This window comes from Bacillus cereus group sp. Bc061, from assembly GCF_027715825.1.
Lineage (GTDB): Bacteria > Bacillota > Bacilli > Bacillales > Bacillaceae_G > Bacillus_A > Bacillus_A paranthracis.
Genome location: NZ_JAQFTZ010000013.1, coordinates 87,657 through 106,807 on the forward strand (window position 1 = coordinate 87,657; position 19,151 = coordinate 106,807).

Consider the following 19,151-nt stretch of genomic DNA (forward strand, 5'->3'; position numbering starts at 1 on the left):
AAATATAAATAAGAAAAAGAGCCTGCGTATAGGCTCTTTTTTATTTACTCCAAATTTAAACTCTTAACGAGCCACGAAAACCTCTGGCAGCATAATAAGAGTCTGCTCCATTGTGGTACACGAAAACATGTCCGAAGCGATAATCGCAAAATAACGCACCACCGAGTTCTCGAATATCTGAAGGTGTTTGTACCCAGCTTGATGATTTCATATCAAAATCTCCAAGTTGTTGTAACTCTCGATATTGTTCTTCAGTTAATAGTTCAATACCCATAGCGGCTGCCACATCAATAGCGTTATTTTCTGGTTTATGCTTCTTTCTTGATTCTAACGCTTCAAGATCATAACAAAGGCTTCTACGACCTTTAGGACTCTCCTTTGAACAATCATAGAAAGTATACTCGTCCTTCTCTTTGTCATATCCAACAACATCCGGCTCACCGCCTGTTACTTCCATTTCATTAAGTGACCATAATTTTTCAGCATTAGCTTCTATCTTCGCTTCAACTTTAGCCCATTCAAGACCTTCATGGCGGTTCATGTTTTTCTCAAAACGAGCTTGTAATACTTTTATTAGTTCTTCACGTTGTTCTACAGATAACTCATTTTTATTCGCTGTCATATTCGTCCTCCGAATTACGTTTCTTTATACTCACTTAAATCTCTTCAATAATAGTTTAGTTTACAACAAATTATATAATTTGTTGAATCTCTTTTTCAACAATCTGACCCGATTACCCAACGGAAAATCCCTGCGCGGATATCTATTATATAGTTCTAAAATCTTTCATACTTTCCCCAAGTATATAGTGTGAAAACCACATCAAGTTCTGCTTCATAATAGCTACATGAATTCCTGGCTGATCAGAACTATATGCCATTTCTTTAAATATAATTAGTTCTGTATCAACTTCCATATCTCTTAATCCTTCATATAACTCATATGCATTTGTAACTGGAATTCTTGCATCCTTTTCGCCATGTTGGATTAAGGTAGGTGTACAAGCTAATTTAATATACGTCATTGGTGATGTTTTCGTATATATATCTGGATCATTCCATGGAGTATTTCCTAAATGCATCCTAATGAAGTAAGGGATATCTGTATTTACGTAATGAGTACTCCAGTTCGTAATTCCGCCCCCAACTGAAATTGCCTTAAATCTGCTACTAAATGTAGCACAGAAAGCTGATATATATCCTCCGTTACTCCATCCCATAACTCCTACTCTATCTTTATCTACAATCCCTTTTTCAACTAGTTCATCCACTCCAGATATAACATCATCGTAATCAGCAAGTCCTTGTTTTCTGTAGTTCGCTTTTAAAAATTCATTGCCATAACCAGAACTTCCTCTATAGTTTGGCTCTAAAACGATAAAGCCTTTTTCAACAAACTGTTCAATCGGATATTTCTCATTGAAGCAGTCTGAAAATATCGGAAAAGATGCCCAAGCCGGACCTCCGTGAATTACTACTAATAAAGGATATTTTTTATTTGAGTCAAACTCTACTGGTCTTGATAAAACACCCTCTATTTTAAGACCATCACTACTTTGCCATGAGATGATTTCCCTGTTGCTTTTAAGCTTCCCTTCGAAAAAGCTATTTTCATTCGTTATTTTTTTATCGTCCAAATAGATTTCAAAGGTCTCATTTGTTATAGCTTTACTATAGGTTATATGATTTCCATCCTTTGTTATAGAAGCATCCATTATAAAACCATCTACGTTGTCACTTAATACTTCCATAGTGCCATCTTCAGCTAGTAATCCAATACGATAATTCGTTTTATCCTGCCATCTAATTAAAATCCCTTTAGCTGTCCACTGTAATGGCATAACCGTACTATCAAAGTTTGTTAAGGGCTGAAGTACCTCTCCAGTATTCATATCATATATCTCTAATGTACTCTCTTGTATATGGCTTCTATAATACTCCTTCTCTCTTATGCTTGCTGAGTAACATATTTTGTTGCCCTCAGGAGAAAAGCAAACGCTCCCGCCCAACAACCTATCTACATTCATCTTTTGTAGTTCCTCAGCTTCAACATCTAATATGTATAGATCACCATTCATATAATCGTTTAGGCTTGGTGTAGCCATACATACAACTTTTTTCCCATCATTTGAAATATCAAAGTCATGGATATAAAAATCCTTACCATCAGTTAATTGATAAACACCGTTAATCTCTCGTTCCTCTTTATCATTTTGTATCACTTTTTCTATTTCAACGTAGCATAAACAATTATTTTGATGTTCCTTACCTACATGTTGAAAATCTCCATATAGCTCCTTACGTTTCTTTATTTCCTCACATTCTTTTGACTGTGTAATATAATAAAAACCTTTACCGGTAGGATTCCATTTGAATATACTGATTCCTTCTTCCTCATTAGTAATTTGCACCCCACCATAACCATCTAATGACTTAACAAAGATTTGATTTTTCCCATTACCAACAGGGCTAAGGTATGCAATATCCCTAGAATTTGGAGACCATAACGGGCATGTACTATCTATATCCCCATTTGTTAATGGATAACTCTGCCCTTTACCTTTTTCATATATCCATGCATGATTTCTATATGTATTGTCTTTCCAGTTAGCTGTCCTCTTAACAAATGCTACATTTTTGCCATCATCGCTTATATTGGTACTTGATAAGGTTGGTAATGAAATAATCTCTTCTATACTTAAATATGTTTTTTCACTCACTTTCATCCATATGCCCCCTTGCAATGTCCATAAATCTCTCGTCTTTTTTTGTCGTAATAAAGGAAATTGTTCACGAATACTTAAAATAGTAACGGAAAATTCAGATAAATAAAAGTGAATCCGATAAAGTAAAACTTTAATCTATAGAGTTCTATCCACTCAAATTAAAGATTATGTGGTTTTCATCTAAATGGGAAAAATAAACGCATTTTGATTCATACATTCGTTTAAAGTGAACTTCCATCAGTAAGAGTCTTATAGCCTACGAATTGTGGAATGAAAAATGGACTAAGAATTTAATCTTAGTCCATTTTTTATTTTATATCCATTTTGTATGGAATGTACCTTCTTTATCTACTCGTTTATACGTATGCGCTCCAAAATAATCGCGCTGCGCTTGCAACAAGTTTGCAGGTAGTTTGGCAGTACGATAGCTGTCATAATAAGAAATTGCTGCTGAAAATGCAGGTATCGGAATGCCCTGTTGTACCGCCATTGAGATAATTTGGCGTAATCCACCTTGATATGACTCTACAATTTCTTTAAAGTATGGATCAAGTAAAAGGTTCGGTAGGTCAGTGTTAGTCTCATAAGCCTCTTTAATGTTCTGTAAAAAGGCAGCACGGATAATACATCCGCCTCTCCAAAGCATAGAAATGCTGCCAAAATCAAGGTTCCAATCATATTCCTCAGAAGCTGCCTTCAATTGCGTGAATCCTTGTGCATAAGAACAAATTTTACTCATATATAAAGCTTGGCGCACCGCTTCAATTAATTCGGCTTTTTCAACTCCAATTGCCGTTTTATCTTTAGGTCCAGATAAAACTTTGCTTGCGTTCACACGCTCTTCTTTTAAAGCAGAAATGCAACGTGCAAATACAGATTCCGTGATAATAGGCAGAGAGATACCTAAATCAAGTGCGCTTTGACTTGTCCATTTCCCTGTACCCTTTTGTCCTGCAGTATCAAGAATAACATCCACCAATGGCTTACCAGTTTCTTCATCTTTCTTCTTGAAAATATCGGCTGTAATCTCAATTAGATAGCTGTTCAGTTCACCTTTATTCCATTCAGCAAATATTTCATGGAACTCTTCTGCAGTCAAATCTAGTGTTTGTTTCAAGAAGAAATATGCTTCACAAATTAATTGCATATCTCCATACTCAATACCATTATGAACCATCTTTACATAGTGTCCTGCCCCATTAGGTCCGATATAAGAACAGCAAGGCTCGTTATTCACTTTTGCAGAGATGTTTTCAAGCATATCCTTTACTTTTTCGTATGCATCCTTCTGTCCGCCTGGCATAATAGATGGTCCCTTCAATGCACCCTCTTCGCCGCCTGACACACCTGCCCCGATGAAATTGATTCCTTCTTCGGCAAGACGTTTGTTTCGGCGAATTGTATCGACAAAGTATGTATTACCACCGTCAATTAAAATATCGCCTTTATCGAGGTGAGGGACTAGAGAATCAATCGCTTTATCTGTAATTTCCCCCGCATTAACCATTAATAAAATCTTTCTAGGTGATTCGAGTGAGTTAACAAACTCTTCAACTATATGAGTACCAACTAAGTTTTTACCACGGTTTTCCTCAATGGTTTCATCAACTTTTTCCTTTGAAATATCATATAGGGCAACAGAATACCCTTTACTCTCAAAGTTAAGTGCGAGGCTTTTTCCCATAACGCCCACACCAACAACTCCAATTTGTAACTTTTCCATATTCTATCGTTCCTTTCCATGTATGTTACTCTGTATTATAGTATATATACCTAAAATAACATTTTAATCAAATAATCCAACTTTTTCATTTCAATAGGCTCTGCCAGTATTCGTGCAAAAGGTTAAAGGGACACGGCACATCACTATCAAGTTAAAAAATAAAGAGAAATTTTCATCCTTATTAATCAATCATGAAAAATAACTGGTTAATTATGAAAAATCACATTAAACAGCTTCCGTATCCCTTTTACTGTTTAGAAAGATCTATACAAATAAACTTAATAATAAAGTAAACCCTAATCCGGCTACAGAAACGATAGTCTCAAGTAAAGTCCATGTTGCAAATGTTTCTTTCATGCTTAAACCAAAGTACTCTTTGAACATCCAGAAACCAGCATCGTTCACGTGTGAAGCAATTAAACTACCAGCCCCTGTTGCAAGGACAACTAAAGCAAGGTTAACATCAGATTGGCCTAACATCGGAATCACTAAACCGACAGTTGTTAATGCAGCAACCGTAGCAGACCCCAATGAAATACGTAAGATGGCAGCGATAATCCATGCGAGCAAGATCGGTGATAATGAAGTTCCTTTGAATAATTCGGCTACATAGTTACCAACGCCGCCATCAATTAATACTTGTTTGAAAGCGCCGCCTCCACCAATAATTAAGAGCATCATCCCAATATTCGAGATCGCTGTTGTACAAGATTCCATCACGTTTTTGATTGGAATATTTCTTGCCAATCCCATTGTATAGATCGCAACTAGTAAGGATATCAACATGGCAGTATCTGCATTCCCAATAAACTCGATCGTTGCTAGTAAACTATTATCTTTGAATCCCATTGTTTTTTGCAACAAAGTAATAATTGTAGCGACTGCCATTAAAAGAACAGGCAGTAAAGCGGTAAAAACACTGATTCCAAAACCAGGAGTTTCTTCAAGTTTAAATACTTTCTGATCACCTAATGATTGGATATTACCGGTTTTTGTGAACGCCTCAGGTACTAGTTTTTTTGCAAGTTTAGTAAATACAGGTCCAGCTAACACAACCGTTGGAACCGCTATCATAAAACCATAAAGTAATACTTCACCGATGTTTGCATGCAATTCACCAGCGATAGCAGTTGGTCCTGGGTGTGGTGGTAAAAATCCGTGTGTTACAGATAAAGCAGCTGCCATCGAAATACCGAGATATAAGATAGAAACTTTTAATTCTCTTGAAATTGCAAATACAATCGGAATTAATAATACTAATCCTACTTCAAAAAATAATGCAATCCCGATAATAAATGAGGCAGTCACAACAGCCCATTGAATGTTCTTTTCACCAAATTTTTTCACAAGGGTCATGGCAATGCGTTGTGCACCCCCAGAATCTGAAAGCAACTTACCTAACATCGCACCAAGTCCAAAAACGAGTGCTAAGTGCCCAAGTGTTCCGCCTAATCCCGCTTCAATGGTTTTAAAAATCTTTTCTGGTGGCATTCCAAGTGCTAAAGCAACCCCGACTGATACAATGATTAATGAAATAAAGGTGTTTAATTTAAAGCGCATAATCAGTAAAAGTAATGCTAAAATCCCAATTGCTACAATGACTAATGGCATCGTAGTTCCCCCCTAATCTTAGCTGTATTTGTATTTATCCCGCTATTCGTGGGCAGTAAGGCCCCCACCTCGTGTTTTAGATAGAAGCGAGGCGTGGGGGATTACTGATGAAAATTTTACTTTATTAAATTTCTTTGATAATTTGCAATTCGTGTATAATCGTCTTCTAGTGCCCTTGATAGGTTAATAAATATAGGCAGTAATTGTCTGTATTCTTTTGTTGCTTCTTCTTTCGGTGTATGTTTGTAGGTACTACCAACCATTTCGGAAACGATTTCAAAAGAATCAATTTTTCCTGTGGCATAGAGACCTAATATACATGCGCCTAGACAAGAGCTTTCGTAGCTCTTTGGAACAACGACTTCAGATGCAAAAATATCGGACATCATCTGTCGCCAAACGTCAGACCTTGCGAAACCGCCTGTTGCTTGAATACGAGTTACAGGACCATCCATACATTCTGTTAATGCTAAAAATACAGTGTATAAATTATATATAACACCTTCTAAAGCTGCACGAATCATATGTTCCTTCTTATGTGACATCGTTAAACCGAAGAAGGAGCCACGTACATCTGGATTCCATAATGGTGCACGTTCCCCTGCGAGGTACGGATGGAATAATAATCCGTCTGCACCAGGTCTCACGCGTTCTGCTATTTTAGTTAATACATCGTATGGATCAATTCCTAGTCTTTTCGCAGTTTCTACTTCTGATGAAGCAAGTTCATCACGAATCCAGCGAAGGACCATCCCTCCATTGTTTACTGGTCCACCAATTACCCAATGCTTTTCTGTTAAGGCATAACAAAATATTCTTCCTTTTTTATCTGTTTGTGGTTTATCAATGATGGTCCGAATAGCACCACTTGTTCCAATTGTGACAGCAATCTCCCCTTTCCGAATTGCATTCACACCTAGATTAGAAAGCACCCCATCACTGGCACCAATGACAAACGATGTTTGGGAATCGATACCAATCTTTTGGGCTAAATCTGGATTGCAGTTGCTGAATATTTTGGTGGTTGGTACGAGTTTAGATAATTGAGCTGATGTTATACCAGCAATTTTTAAAGCTTCCTCATCCCAATCTAGCGTTTTTAAGTTCATCATACCCATGCACGAGGCGATGGAATGATCAACAACATATTGATCAAAGAATTTTTTGAAGATATATTCTTTAATTCCAATATATTTTTTCGTTCTAATCGCAATTTCCGGATGGGCATTCACAATCCATGTAATTTTACTTAATGGTGACATTGGGTGAATAGGTGTTCCTGTTCGTCTATAAACTGCATGGCCATTCAATTCATCTTTGATTTTATGTGCCCATGCCTCACTACGATTATCTGCCCAAGTGATACAAGGTGTCAGCGGCTGATCATTTTCATCCATAGCAATGACACTATGCATAGCACTGCTAAATGAAATAAACGATGGTTTTTTATCTGAATGCTGTTTCGTTATATTTGATATCGCTTGTAAAACAGCTTGGAAAATCTCTTCTGGATCTTGTTCCGCTGTGGATATATCCGGTGTGCGAAGTGGATAACCAATATTCTCGGTTTGAATGACTTCGCCTTTTTCAGTAAATAAAACTGCTTTCGTACTTGTTGTACCGATATCTATACCTAACATATAGCTACTCATGTCCTTGCTCAACTCCTTTAGATAACATTTGTTGTGACATCCAGAGGTCTTCGACTTTCCCTTGAACATCATCAAAGTTTTGATGTAAGGCCTTAATCATGAGGGCTCGATCTTTTGATTCGATTGCTTTTATATAAAGCTCATGATTTTTAATAATCCGTTCAAAATCTTCGTACTTTTCCTTGAAACGAGTACGCATTGATAAAAGGATTAAGCTTTCCATAACGGGCTTTAAATTATTCCAAATCATCAGGATGTAGGAATGCTCAATGGTTCGAATAATCGTTTCATGGAATAAGAGATCTTGATAAGAAAATTCATCAGAATCATGATACTTAATGGCGATTTTCATCATTTCCATTATTTTATTTAGTTCTCTTACTAAATCATTTGTGTCCATCTTTCCAAGTCGCTCAAAGATAAACGTTTCTATAAGTAAACGAACATCATATATTTCTTCAATTTCTTTCTCGGTTAAACCAATGACAACTGCGCCCATTCTTTCTAAGCGAATAATATTTTCAGAAGCTAGTAATTTTAATGCTTCACGAACGGGTGACCGACTTACAGAAAAATCGGCAGCTATTTTATTTTCTGACAGGATGGTACCGCTTTCAATCGCACCTGCAATAATGCGCATTCTCAATTCGCTCGCAACACGATCACCTGTAGAAGCTTTTGAAAGCCATTTTTCAGGATAAAGAAATTCCATTGATTTCGTCATAAATCCACCTCGTGTTAATCAAGTATACTTGTATACAAGTATTATAACTCGGATTTTTAATTATGCAAGCGCTTTTATTGTTCGCGTTGGTTCTATTAGAGGAAAGCACATAATTATTAAGCTAACAAATCAAGTCACCCCAAAACTATTATTGTTGATAAAGAAGATTTAGGAAATGGAAAACTAAACAAGTGGTATGAAAGACAAATAATTATAGAATCTATGTAAAAAGAAGCAGCTACCTTTAAATGGAGAGGTAGCTGCTTTTTTAGTTGTTCATATTCTGCTGATGCTTTGAAATTAATTTAGACATATAGACAAAACCCTAAATTACGTATTGTCTTGTAACTCCATGAATATCTATTCGCGCTATTGTGTTTATACACTGCTCATTGATAGTTTCCCGATTAATTCTCAATAACATCATGTAACCTCTCAGCAAACTCTTTATGATGCACTGTGTTATAACCCACATGATGTCCTGGAAACTCTGCGAATTCTGTTCCGAGGTGTTCTGCTAAGTTGAATGCGCAATGATAAGGAAAAGTTTCTCTTGAAATACTTCCACCAGCTGGACGTACCTGTATCGATGCAGGTTTTAATAGGGACTTTAACGCATCGATATTTAAAGTATAGCTGAGAATTCCCGGGATTTCATACTCAGTGAAATACATCGAATTGCCAAGTAGTCGCTCTGTTAGCATATCCTTCGATGGTTCGGAATTACTATCATCAATATTTGACAATAACTTCATGACCTCACTTTGATGATTCCCTTTAAGGTCTTCCATGAAATTTATAGCCTGCTTCAACTCATTTTCAGATAAAAGTTGTAATAAAACCGGTTCGTGTGGAATTAGTAACTGTACCTGCTCAGGATGACGTATGCACAAATCAAGTCCGATAACAGCACCAGAACTACTTCCGAATACATAAGCCGGTTCTTTGGTCAGATTAGCTAGCAACCGATGAGCATCTTCGCTATGCGTGTGCACATGGTAATCCTCATTTTTATTGACGAGATTGCTACGGGAATGACCACGACGATCGTAAGTAACAACGGTATACCATTTAGCAAGATGGTCGGCGACATTATGGAACTTGTCGGCATCACCACCCCCACCATGAATCAAAAGAAGAATTGGACCCGAGCCACGCACCTCATAATAGATGCTTGCTCCAATTACTTGCAATGTTCCGTTTTTTACTATACTCATTTGTACATTCTTCCTTTCTTTTGTCATCTCCCTTAACATTACATGATTGGTGAATGATATAAAATGCAGGAAATAACTAAGAAACAAATTCACCATAAGAAAAAGCAATGTGTAGCTTTAAAATAAAGTTTGATTAAAAATACTGTGTTAAACCGTATTCTATGATGAATAAAAAGAAACCATTTTGAAAGAGTCTAATCAAAATGGTTTCTTATCCAACAGGTTTATGTTTATGTTTTATAAAAAGGTTTGATCATAGCTTATTTACAATTCTTTGATTAAAGAGATAAAGCATCGCACCCTTTTTATAAATGTCTTAACTTTATTTCAAAACTACAATATATTTACTAACCTACTAATCTCCTACTCAACCGTAACAGACTTAGCTAAGTTACGTGGCTTATCAACGTCACACTCGCGGTGAAGTGCTGCGTAGTATGAGATAAGTTGTAATGGAATAACTGCTACTAGCGGTGCTAGTGCTTCGTGTACAGCTGGTAATACGAAGCTGTCACCTTCCATTTCTAAGCCCTTCATTGAGATGATACATGGGTTAGCTCCGCGTGCTACTACTTCTTTCACGTTACCACGAATTCCAAGGTTTACGTGTTCTTGTGTAGCAAGTGCGATAACTGGTGTACCGTTTTCGATTAAAGCGATTGTACCGTGTTTTAATTCTCCTCCAGCAAATCCTTCTGCTTGGATGTAAGAGATTTCTTTTAGCTTTAACGCTCCTTCTAATCCTACGTAGAAGTCTACGCTACGTCCGATGAAGAAACAGTTACGAGTTGTTGCTAAAAATTGTTTTGCTAATGCGTCCATTTCTTCTTTTTGATCACAAAGTTGTACCATTGCATTTGCTACAAGTCCTAGTTCGTGTGTTAAGTCAAAACCAAGAACTTCACCTTTTGCTTTAGCAATATCTGCAGCTAAAATTGAAAGTACTGCAAGCTGTGCTGTGTAAGCTTTCGTTGATGCAACGGCGATTTCTGGTCCCGCGTATAACGGAAGTGTATAATCCGCTTCACGAGAAAGTGTAGAACCAGGTACGTTTGTAATTGTTAATGCTTTATGACCCATTTCATTTGTTTGTACAAGTACTGCACGGCTATCAGCTGTTTCACCACTTTGTGAAATGTAAATGAAGAATGGTCTTTCTGTTAATAATGGCATGTTATAAGAGAATTCACTTGCTACATGCACTTCAACTGGCATTTTTGCAAACTTCTCGATAAATTGTTTTCCAACAAGACCTGCATGATAACTTGTTCCACATGCAATGATGTAAATACGATCGCTATCTAAAATCGCATTGCGGATGTCTTGATCTAATTCAATCTCGCCATTTTCATCTTGGTACTTTTGAATTATATTACGGATAACAAGTGGTTGCTCATCGATTTCTTTAAGCATGAAATGAGGGTATGTTCCTTTTTCAATATCACTTGCGTCTAATTCCGCTGTAAACGGTGCACGTTCAATCGTTTCACCTTGTAAGTTTTTAATTGTAATACTTTCTTTCGTTACAATTACAATTTCTTTATCCATTAATTCAATAAATTGATCTGTAACTTGTAACATCGCCATAGCGTCGCTCGCCACAACATTAAAGTTGTCACCAACACCTACTAATAGCGGGCTTTTGTTTTTAGCAACATAAATCATGTTTGGATTTTCAGCATCAAGTAATCCGATTGCATAAGAGCCATGTAAAAGAGATAGCGTATTACGGAACGCTTCTTCTACACTTAGTCCTGTGCTCACTTGTTGTTCCATAAGCTGTACGATAACCTCTGTATCCGTTTCACTTACGAACGTGACATCTTGTAAATATTCCTTCTTCACTAACTCATAGTTTTCAATTACACCGTTATGAACTAGTGTAAAACGCTTTGATGTACTTTGATGCGGATGCGCGTTTACTTTGCTCGGAACACCATGTGTAGCCCAGCGTGTGTGACCGATCCCCACGCTTGTTGCTACGTTCTCATCTACGATTTCGCGAAGTTTTGCAATACGGCCTTTTTCTTTGTATACAACAACACCGTTCTCTGCTTGTACTGCAATACCTGCTGAATCATATCCACGATATTCTAGCTTTTCTAAACCTTTTAATAAAATTTCCTTTGCATCTTGCTCTCCAATAAATCCTACGATTCCACACATGTTTAGTCGCCGTTACAAATGCTTACACTGCTCTGCGAACATGTAACGACATAGTCCGATACCATTTTTATTTATACTAAAAAACGGATTACATATTGCTAGCCCTGTAAGCTTGTAACGGCTTTCACCTTCCTCTCGATTGGGTTTAAGTCCGTATATACTTATACAGCTAGTTTGTATCCGTTCCTTTTCTCTCATCACACTTTCACCTTTGTCCACTAAGTCACCTTAATGATTTAAGTAAAAGCTTGCGGTTGTGATGAACAACCGGGAGCCATCCGCCGAAATCTCGATAAACCCCACCTCGTCAACTACACTACTTGTAGTTCTGGCGCTTCTATAATTTACAATATTTCCTTTGAGAAAAAGAACAAGACCATCTTATAACAAACATGGATAAACCGTCAATGAAAATTTTTTCACCATCTATAAAACATATGAAAAAGGAGCACTTATTGTGCTCCTTTTCAATAAATTTATTAAATTATTCAGCGCCAACTTCCGCTTTCACAACTTCTACAATGCGATGTACATATGCATCACAAACTTCTTGTGTTGGTGCTTCTGCCATTACACGAATAAGTGGTTCTGTCCCAGATGGACGAACAAGAATGCGGCCATCACCATTCATTTCTTCCTCTACAACACGAATAATTTCTTTAATTTTTTCGTTTTCTAGTGCTAGTTTTTTATCTGTTACACGAACGTTTACTAGTAATTGCGGGAATTTTGTCATTTCTCCTGCAAGCTCAGATAATGGTTTTTTCGTCATTTTCATAATGTTTACAAGTTGAAGTGCACTTAACATTCCATCACCAGTTGTAATGTAATCAAGTAAGATAATATGGCCTGATTGTTCTCCACCTAAGTTGTAACCTCCGCGCTTCATTTCTTCCATTACGTATCGGTCACCAACTGCTGTTTTATCACTTGTAATACCGTTAGCTTCAAGTGCTTTGTAGAAACCTAAGTTACTCATAACTGTTGAAACAACTGTATTATGCTTTAGTTGACCAGTTTCTTTCATGTACTTTGCACAAATAAACATAATTTGATCGCCATCAACAATGTTTCCTTTTTCATCTACAGCGATTAAACGGTCACCATCACCATCGAAAGCAAGACCAATATCAGCACCTTTTTCTTTTACTAATTCAGCTAATACTTCTGGATGCGTAGAACCTACTCCATCGTTAATGTTCATACCGTTTGGTGAAGTTCCCATTGTTGAAATATCAGCTTCTAAATCAGCAAATAAGTACGGAGCTAAAGAAGACGTAGCACCATGCGCACAATCTAAAGCGATATGTAAACCTGAGAAATCTTCCTCTACAGTTTGTTTAATGTATTGTAAATACTTTTGTCCACCTTCAAAATAATCACTCACTTGCCCAAGGTTCGTACCTGTTGGACGTGGTAATTCATCCACTTCTTTGTCTAATAAAGCTTCAATTTCTGCTTCTTGCTCATCTGTTAATTTAAAACCGTCTGAACCGAAGAATTTAATTCCGTTATCTTGTACTGGATTATGAGATGCAGAAATCATAACACCAGCTTGTGCATCTAACGCTTTCGTTAAATAAGCAACACCTGGTGTAGAAATAACACCAAGACGCATTACTTCTGCTCCAGTTGATAATAGACCTGCTACTAAAGCTCCTTCTAACATATGTCCTGATATACGTGTATCACGGCCGATAATTACTTTTGGACGGTCTGTATCTTTTGTTAATACATAACCACCAAAACGTCCAATTTTGAACGCTAATTCAGGTGTTAACTCCTTATTCGCAACCCCGCGTACTCCATCTGTACCAAAATATTTACCCATTATGATTCGCTCCTTTTTCTGGCTCTTTTTGATTATCTACTGTTGGCTCTTGGCTAGTTTCTTTATCTTCATTTTGTTCCGATTCCTTCTCCTTTTCCTTTTCCTTTTCCTTTTCTGGATCAGGCTTAGGTTCAGGTTCAGGATTTTTTGGTTTTTCAGTTTGATTATCTTTATTATTATTTGAATTTGGTTGCTCACCGTTACCCTGTACTTCTTTATCGGGATTTTCTTTCTTCACAATTGTAACTTTAGCACTTTTTTGTTTTGGCTCTATTGAAATATTACCAGGGCCACTCACTTGAATAGCAACATCCTTCGTCCCAGGAGACACATTTTGTAGATTAATCACTGCTGTTATTTGAGCAGCTGTTATTTTATCTACTATACTTGTTTCTCCTGAAATATCAACGCTTATCTTCCCATCTTGCGGCGAAAGTAACTGGGCCGTAACGTCTTTAGAAAGTCCATTTTTTTGAATTGATATACCATCAATCGTTCTTGTTTTCGTTTGTTTTGTTTTTTGTACGCCTACTGAAACCTTTACTTGATTTGGCTTCGCACTTGTTACACCCTTTGGTAATAAAACAGAGGTATCGAATGTTGTAGACTCTGTCAATTGACTAAGATCTACTTCGACCCCCTCTATCGATTGTATATTATCCAATATATCTTTTGGACCTGCTATCGTTACTTCTCTCGGCTCAACGCTAATATTTGTAACGGCCAATCCTTCCGGTAAACTCCCCTTTTTCGCATATGTTATAGGAACAGTTTTTTCAATATTATTGGCCGTAGCTTGCGTCGCCACATTCAACGTTACACTAATTTTAGATGGACTTGTTCTTACATTTAAACGTTTTCCTTCTTTATTGTATAATGTAACTTCGGCTGTTTTTGTAACAGTTTTATTAACACCTTTTAAATCAACATACGCCTTAGCAGATGAAATACTTTCAATTTCTTCTTTCGTCCCAACTACCTCAACCGTATCAGGTTTAATGTTTGATTTTTCGAGAGTAGCACCAGCTGGCATTTGATCCTCATTTGATAATTTCAAGTCTACATGAACATATTTTCTCGCTTTTTCATGAAGAGTAATTTTAATTGTTGATGGCTGAACTGTTCCTTTCACATCATCTGGAAGTCCATTCGTTTTCAAAGAAACTTCATACGTTCCTTTTTCGCTACCTCTCAAATCAACTGGTATATCAAATTGTTTTTTCGCTTTTGCCGTAGCAACTGCTGCTTTTGGACCCTCTAACTTCACCTTAACGCCCTCTGCCGGAATACCACTTACAATATATTTCTCTTCATCATACTTAACGTTAATAGCATAATTAGTTAATGTTTCTTTCGCATCATTTGCAAAAGGTAGTATCCCCGATGTCGTATTTTTTTCAGTTAAAGTCGCTGACATAAAAAGCATACACGCCAATAGTAATGAGATTCCTTTTAAAAACCAATGATTCTCCATTAACTTATCCATGACGCTTTCTCCTCCAATTCCATAAAGACGAAGAAGTCGTTTTTTCGTTCGCACTAAATTCAGCTAATAACATATCTTTCAGCTGTTCTGTCTTCAAATCACGATGCAACTTACCATTTTTCGTTAAAGAAATTTGGCCCGTTTCTTCCGACACAACTACTGTAATACTATCAGTAACCTCACTAACTCCCATTGCAGCGCGATGCCTAGTTCCTAACTCTTTAGAAATAAATGGACTTTCTGATAACGGAAGATAACAAGCCGCTGCTTTAATGGTATTTCCTTGCATAATTACTGCTCCATCGTGAAGCGGTGTATTTGGAATGAAAATATTAATGAGTAATTCCGATGATACGTTTGCATTTAGCGGAATACCCGTTTCTACATAATCACCCATACCGGTCTCTTTTGATAAAGTAATTAATGCACCAATTCTACGTTTCCCCATATATTCCGTTGCTTTCGCTATCGCTGTTGCAACCATTTCAGGCTCATCATCCTCATGAGTTCCAGTACGCGAAAATAAACTCCCGCGTCCTAGCTGCTCAAGCGCTCTTCGCAATTCTGGCTGGAAAATAATAATAACGGCTAAAAATCCCCACGTTAATACTTGTTCAGTTAGCCAATATAGCGTTCGCAATTCAAGAAAAATACTGATCATCCGAACGACAATAATAACTGTAATCCCTTTTAAAAGTTGAACAGCTTTCGTCCCTCGGATTATGAGAATTAGCTTATATATAATAAACCATACAACGGCAATATCTAATGCCGTACTAAGATATTTCAAAATGGTCGTATCTTCAAAAGGCATGCTAACCCTTCCTCCTACTTACGAGCAATTCTATCCATATATTGAAATATTGTTTTATGCTCTATCTGTATGTATTTCCAACAACTAGTTAATTATACCATACATGAAACAAACGACAATTACAAACAACCCCCTTTAGTCTAAATTGGTAAGATGTCAAACATTCTTATCGTACAGTATAATATAAATCATTATTATACGCCTATTTTCAAATAAAAAAAGCAACTTCTCAGTTGCTTTTCTTACATTTATTTTAGTTTTTCACCGAATAAAGAACCCATTAAAGCAACCGCTGTTGTTGCCGTTCTATTTCGCTCATCTAAAATCGTATTTACCTCAACAAACTCGGCAGATGTAACAATATCAGCTTCCGCTAACATCTCCATTGCTAAATGACTTTCACGATAAGATAAGCCACCAATTACAGGTGTTCCAACTCCTGGTGCATCGTGAGGATCAAGACCATCTAAATCTAATGATAAATGCACACCATCAGTATGAGATAAATACGCGATTGTTTCTTCCATAACAGCCGTCATACCCATACGATCAATCTCGTGCATTGAAAATACTTTAATACCTTCATTTCGAATAAAGTCTTTTTCTCCTTCATCTAATGCACGTGCACCGATAATTACGACATTCTCTTTTTTCACCTTTGGATATGCCCCGTATAAATCTACAAGCGTGGGATGTCCATACCCTAAACTTGCTGCAAGTGACATACCGTGAATATTTCCAGATGGTGAAGTTTCTTCTGTATTTAAATCACCATGTGCATCATACCAAATAACACCTAGGTTTTTATAATGTTTCGCAACACCAGCTAATGTACCAATAGCGATACTATGATCGCCACCTAATACAAGTGGAAAACGCCCTTCTTCTATAATATGATCCACCTTACTTGCTAATTCGTTACATACAGTTGCAACTTGTGTAAGGTTTCTTAAGCTTGTATTTACATCTACTTCTTTTTCTCTCTCTATACATATATCTCCCATATCTTTAACGTCATATCCAATTTCTTCAATTCTTTCAATTACACCTGCATAACGGATTGCGCTCGGTCCCATATCAACGCCACGACGCATCTGCCCTAAATCCATTGGAACTCCAATAACTGAAATTTCTTTTTTCATAGATAGTATCCCCCTTTTGTGCCTTCACTAAATATTTTAAATCTTTTATATACTCTGACTCAACTCGACATTTTTCTGTATGGATATACAAATTATTCACTTATATTCGCTTCAAAATCAAAATGTTAAGACTATTCTATGTATAAAGTTAACTTAATGAAGCAACTACTATCATTATTATTAGATAATAATAAAAAACACTCCCGCATTTAGAAGGGTTTTTCTGATGCTATTTTCCACACTGTTGCAATATTCTTTGCTGTCATTTCAATATTCTCTTCTGCTACTTTATATGCCTCCTCTAATGTCATCGGACTTGTTGTAATACTAAATACTGCATCAACTCCTTTTTCATGAACAGCCGAGTAATTCGGAGATACTGATCCCCCAATCGCAATGACAGGAATATGAAGACGCTTTGCACGCTCCGCAACACCTACTGGTGCCTTTCCATATGCTGTTTGTTCATCTATTCTCCCTTCGCCAGTTATAATTAAATCTGCACCTTCTATATGCTTATCAAAATTTGTATAATCTAATACAATTTCAATTCCTCTCCGCAAGCCTCCCTTTAGCACTGCAATAACAGCTGCACCCATACCTCCTGCAGCTCCTGCACCAGGTATTTTAGATACGTCGCAAAATAGGTATTGTTTAAGGATATGCGCATAATGCTTTAAATTCTCATCCAGCTCTTTCATCATCTCTTCATCCGCACCCTTTTGTCGTCCAAATACGAAAGATGCTCCTTTTATTCCAACTAACGGATTATCTACATCACATGCTGCTTCTATCTTTATATGCTTTAAGCGTGAATCCATTTGTGAAAAATCAATAGAGACAATCGAATGTAACGTTCCACCAGACGGCTCTATTACTTCTCCTTTTCCATTTATGAACTTGACTCCTAAAGCTGACAACATACCCGCTCCTCCATCATTTGTAGCACTTCCCCCAAGTCCTAAAATGATATGCTCAGCTCCTTCGTCTAGCGCATGTAGTATAAGTTCTCCTGTTCCTTTCGTCGTCGTAATAAGTGGGTTTCGCTTTTTAGCCGGAACGTGTTGTAAGCCGGATGCTGCTGCCATTTCAATAAACGCTGTCTTTTTATCTTTAGACATACCGTAAAAGGCTTGTACGCTCTCTCTAAGCGGTCCTGTCACATGAAATGATATAATCCTCCCGCTTGTAGCATCAACAAGGGAATCGACCGTTCCTTCCCCTCCATCTCCAATTGGTATTTTTACGTACTCTGCTTTAGGAAAAATTGCTCCAAAACCTCTTTCAATAGCTTCACATACTTCTATAGCTGTTAAGCTTTCTTTATATGAATCAGATGCAATAACAACTTTCATAATTATCCCCATCCTTTATTTTCACGTTTTCTCTATTTTAAATGACAAGTATGAAAGTTGTCTTTTTAAACACAAAAAAAGCTTACATCATATGATGTAAGCTTTCTCTATTAGATGGAGCCTAGCGGGATCGAACCGCTGACCTCCTGCGTGCAAGGCAGGCGCTCTCCCAGCTGAGCTAAGGCCCCTTAGTAATTAAGCGGAAGACGGGATTCGAACCCGCGACCCCAACCTTGGCAAGGTTGTATTCTACCACTGAACTACTTCCGCGAAAATGGTGAGCCATGAAGGACTCGAACCTTCGACCCTCTGATTAAAAGTCAGATGCTCTACCAACTGAGCTAATGGCTCGTAAATGGCTGGGCTAGCTGGATTCGAACCAGCGCATGACGGAGTCAAAGTCCGTTGCCTTACCGCTTGGCTATAGCCCATTAATATTTACTAGTATGGTTATCTTTTCAAAAAAATAAACCCTCTCAGGTTATTTTAAAGAAAATGGTGGAGGGGGGCAGATTCGAACTGCCGAACCCGAAGGAGCGGATTTACAGTCCGCCGCGTTTAGCCACTTCGCTACCCCTCCGACATTTAAAATATATATGGTGGAGGATGACGGGATCGAACCGCCGACCCCCTGCTTGTAAGGCAGGTGCTCTCCCAGCTGAGCTAATCCTCCAAAAGTGGTGACCCGTACGGGATTCGAACCC

At 37.4% G+C, this 19,151-nt stretch carries 14 protein-coding genes and 6 tRNA genes; all 20 read right to left on the reverse strand.

The window, feature by feature from the left end; all coding sequences use genetic code 11:
* Positions 1 to 55: 55 nt before the first annotated feature.
* Positions 56 to 622: a DUF4256 domain-containing protein gene (locus PDQ40_RS25585; RefSeq protein WP_000126341.1), complete on the reverse strand. Its 567-nt coding sequence runs from the start codon at positions 620 to 622 to the stop codon at positions 56 to 58.
* A 145-nt stretch (positions 623 to 767) separates the two neighbouring features.
* The gene (locus PDQ40_RS25590) at positions 768 to 2,726 is read right to left on the reverse strand and encodes a S9 family peptidase (protein ID WP_000868457.1); all 1,959 of its coding nucleotides are present in this window, start codon (positions 2,724 to 2,726) and stop codon (positions 768 to 770) included.
* A 313-nt stretch (positions 2,727 to 3,039) separates the two neighbouring features.
* Positions 3,040 to 4,449 (reverse strand): NADP-dependent phosphogluconate dehydrogenase, encoded by a 1,410-nt coding sequence (gene gndA, locus PDQ40_RS25595; RefSeq protein WP_000413557.1) that lies wholly within the window; start codon positions 4,447 to 4,449, stop codon positions 3,040 to 3,042.
* Between the two features lie 264 nt (positions 4,450 to 4,713).
* Complete coding sequence (gntP, locus tag PDQ40_RS25600) at positions 4,714 to 6,060, reverse strand: gluconate permease GntP (RefSeq protein WP_001131721.1); 1,347 nt, start codon at positions 6,058 to 6,060, stop codon at positions 4,714 to 4,716.
* 116 nt (positions 6,061 to 6,176) lie between these two features.
* Positions 6,177 to 7,712, reverse strand: coding sequence for a gluconokinase (gene gntK / locus PDQ40_RS25605; RefSeq protein WP_061185311.1), 1,536 nt, complete (start codon positions 7,710 to 7,712; stop codon positions 6,177 to 6,179).
* Positions 7,705 to 8,436, reverse strand: a complete 732-nt coding sequence (gene gntR, locus PDQ40_RS25610) for a gluconate operon transcriptional repressor GntR (RefSeq protein ID WP_000167471.1) — start codon at positions 8,434 to 8,436, stop codon at positions 7,705 to 7,707. Before gntR ends, gntK begins: the two co-directional genes overlap by 8 nt.
* A 407-nt stretch (positions 8,437 to 8,843) precedes the next feature.
* Positions 8,844 to 9,653, reverse strand: a complete 810-nt coding sequence (locus tag PDQ40_RS25615; RefSeq protein ID WP_061130842.1) for an alpha/beta fold hydrolase — start codon at positions 9,651 to 9,653, stop codon at positions 8,844 to 8,846.
* A gap of 363 nt (positions 9,654 to 10,016) precedes the next feature.
* Positions 10,017 to 11,819: a glutamine--fructose-6-phosphate transaminase (isomerizing) gene (gene glmS / locus PDQ40_RS25620; RefSeq protein ID WP_000334168.1), complete on the reverse strand. Its 1,803-nt coding sequence runs from the start codon at positions 11,817 to 11,819 to the stop codon at positions 10,017 to 10,019.
* Positions 11,820 to 11,831: 12 nt separating this feature from the next.
* Positions 11,832 to 12,017 (reverse strand): hypothetical protein, encoded by a 186-nt coding sequence (locus PDQ40_RS25625; protein WP_001208183.1) that lies wholly within the window; start codon positions 12,015 to 12,017, stop codon positions 11,832 to 11,834.
* A 286-nt stretch (positions 12,018 to 12,303) separates the two neighbouring features.
* A complete protein-coding gene (gene glmM / locus PDQ40_RS25630; RefSeq protein WP_000521474.1) occupies positions 12,304 to 13,650 on the reverse strand; it encodes a phosphoglucosamine mutase in 1,347 nt (448 codons plus the stop codon).
* Positions 13,643 to 15,136 (reverse strand): CdaR family protein, encoded by a 1,494-nt coding sequence (locus PDQ40_RS25635; RefSeq protein ID WP_270691728.1) that lies wholly within the window; start codon positions 15,134 to 15,136, stop codon positions 13,643 to 13,645. Before PDQ40_RS25635 ends, glmM begins: the two co-directional genes overlap by 8 nt.
* Positions 15,129 to 15,950: a diadenylate cyclase CdaA gene (cdaA, locus tag PDQ40_RS25640; protein ID WP_001115699.1), complete on the reverse strand. Its 822-nt coding sequence runs from the start codon at positions 15,948 to 15,950 to the stop codon at positions 15,129 to 15,131. The genes PDQ40_RS25635 and cdaA overlap by 8 nt, the downstream gene beginning before the upstream one ends.
* Positions 15,951 to 16,198: 248 nt before the next feature.
* On the reverse strand, positions 16,199 to 17,092 hold the full coding sequence (gene rocF, locus PDQ40_RS25645) for an arginase (RefSeq protein ID WP_000711569.1): 894 nt from the start codon (positions 17,090 to 17,092) through the stop codon (positions 16,199 to 16,201).
* Between the two features lie 209 nt (positions 17,093 to 17,301).
* Entirely contained in the window at positions 17,302 to 18,447 is a 1,146-nt protein-coding gene (locus PDQ40_RS25650; protein WP_000869602.1) for a glycerate kinase, read from the reverse strand.
* Between the two features lie 115 nt (positions 18,448 to 18,562).
* A tRNA-Ala gene (locus PDQ40_RS25655) sits at positions 18,563 to 18,635 on the reverse strand.
* Positions 18,636 to 18,645: 10 nt separating this feature from the next.
* Positions 18,646 to 18,717, reverse strand: a tRNA-Gly gene (locus PDQ40_RS25660).
* Between the two features lie 5 nt (positions 18,718 to 18,722).
* Positions 18,723 to 18,798 (reverse strand) — tRNA-Lys (locus PDQ40_RS25665).
* A 5-nt stretch (positions 18,799 to 18,803) separates the two neighbouring features.
* Positions 18,804 to 18,878 (reverse strand) — tRNA-Gln (locus PDQ40_RS25670).
* A 65-nt stretch (positions 18,879 to 18,943) separates the two neighbouring features.
* Positions 18,944 to 19,027, reverse strand: a tRNA-Tyr gene (locus PDQ40_RS25675).
* Positions 19,028 to 19,044: 17 nt separating this feature from the next.
* Positions 19,045 to 19,120 (reverse strand) — tRNA-Val (locus PDQ40_RS25680).
* Positions 19,121 to 19,151: the final 31 nt, after the last annotated feature.

Bases quoted from the DNA above. Each gene is read 5' to 3' on its own strand.
- glmS (WP_000334168.1), bottom strand. From the start codon at position 11,819: ATGTGTGGAATCGTAGGATTTATTGGAGAGCAAGATGCAAAGGAAATT.
- gntR (WP_000167471.1), bottom strand. From the start codon at position 8,436: ATGACGAAATCAATGGAATTTCTTTATCCTGAAAAATGGCTTTCAAAA.
- PDQ40_RS25625 (WP_001208183.1), bottom strand. From the start codon at position 12,017: ATGAGAGAAAAGGAACGGATACAAACTAGCTGTATAAGTATATACGGA.
- glmM (WP_000521474.1), bottom strand. From the start codon at position 13,650: ATGGGTAAATATTTTGGTACAGATGGAGTACGCGGGGTTGCGAATAAG.
- gndA (WP_000413557.1), bottom strand. From the start codon at position 4,449: ATGGAAAAGTTACAAATTGGAGTTGTTGGTGTGGGCGTTATGGGAAAA.
- cdaA (WP_001115699.1), bottom strand. From the start codon at position 15,950: ATGCCTTTTGAAGATACGACCATTTTGAAATATCTTAGTACGGCATTA.
- PDQ40_RS25650 (WP_000869602.1), bottom strand. From the start codon at position 18,447: ATGAAAGTTGTTATTGCATCTGATTCATATAAAGAAAGCTTAACAGCT.
- gntK (WP_061185311.1), bottom strand. From the start codon at position 7,712: ATGAGTAGCTATATGTTAGGTATAGATATCGGTACAACAAGTACGAAA.
- PDQ40_RS25615 (WP_061130842.1), bottom strand. From the start codon at position 9,653: ATGAGTATAGTAAAAAACGGAACATTGCAAGTAATTGGAGCAAGCATC.
- PDQ40_RS25585 (WP_000126341.1), bottom strand. From the start codon at position 622: ATGACAGCGAATAAAAATGAGTTATCTGTAGAACAACGTGAAGAACTA.
- PDQ40_RS25590 (WP_000868457.1), bottom strand. From the start codon at position 2,726: ATGAAAGTGAGTGAAAAAACATATTTAAGTATAGAAGAGATTATTTCA.
- rocF (WP_000711569.1), bottom strand. From the start codon at position 17,092: ATGAAAAAAGAAATTTCAGTTATTGGAGTTCCAATGGATTTAGGGCAG.
- gntP (WP_001131721.1), bottom strand. From the start codon at position 6,060: ATGCCATTAGTCATTGTAGCAATTGGGATTTTAGCATTACTTTTACTG.
- PDQ40_RS25635 (WP_270691728.1), bottom strand. From the start codon at position 15,136: ATGGATAAGTTAATGGAGAATCATTGGTTTTTAAAAGGAATCTCATTA.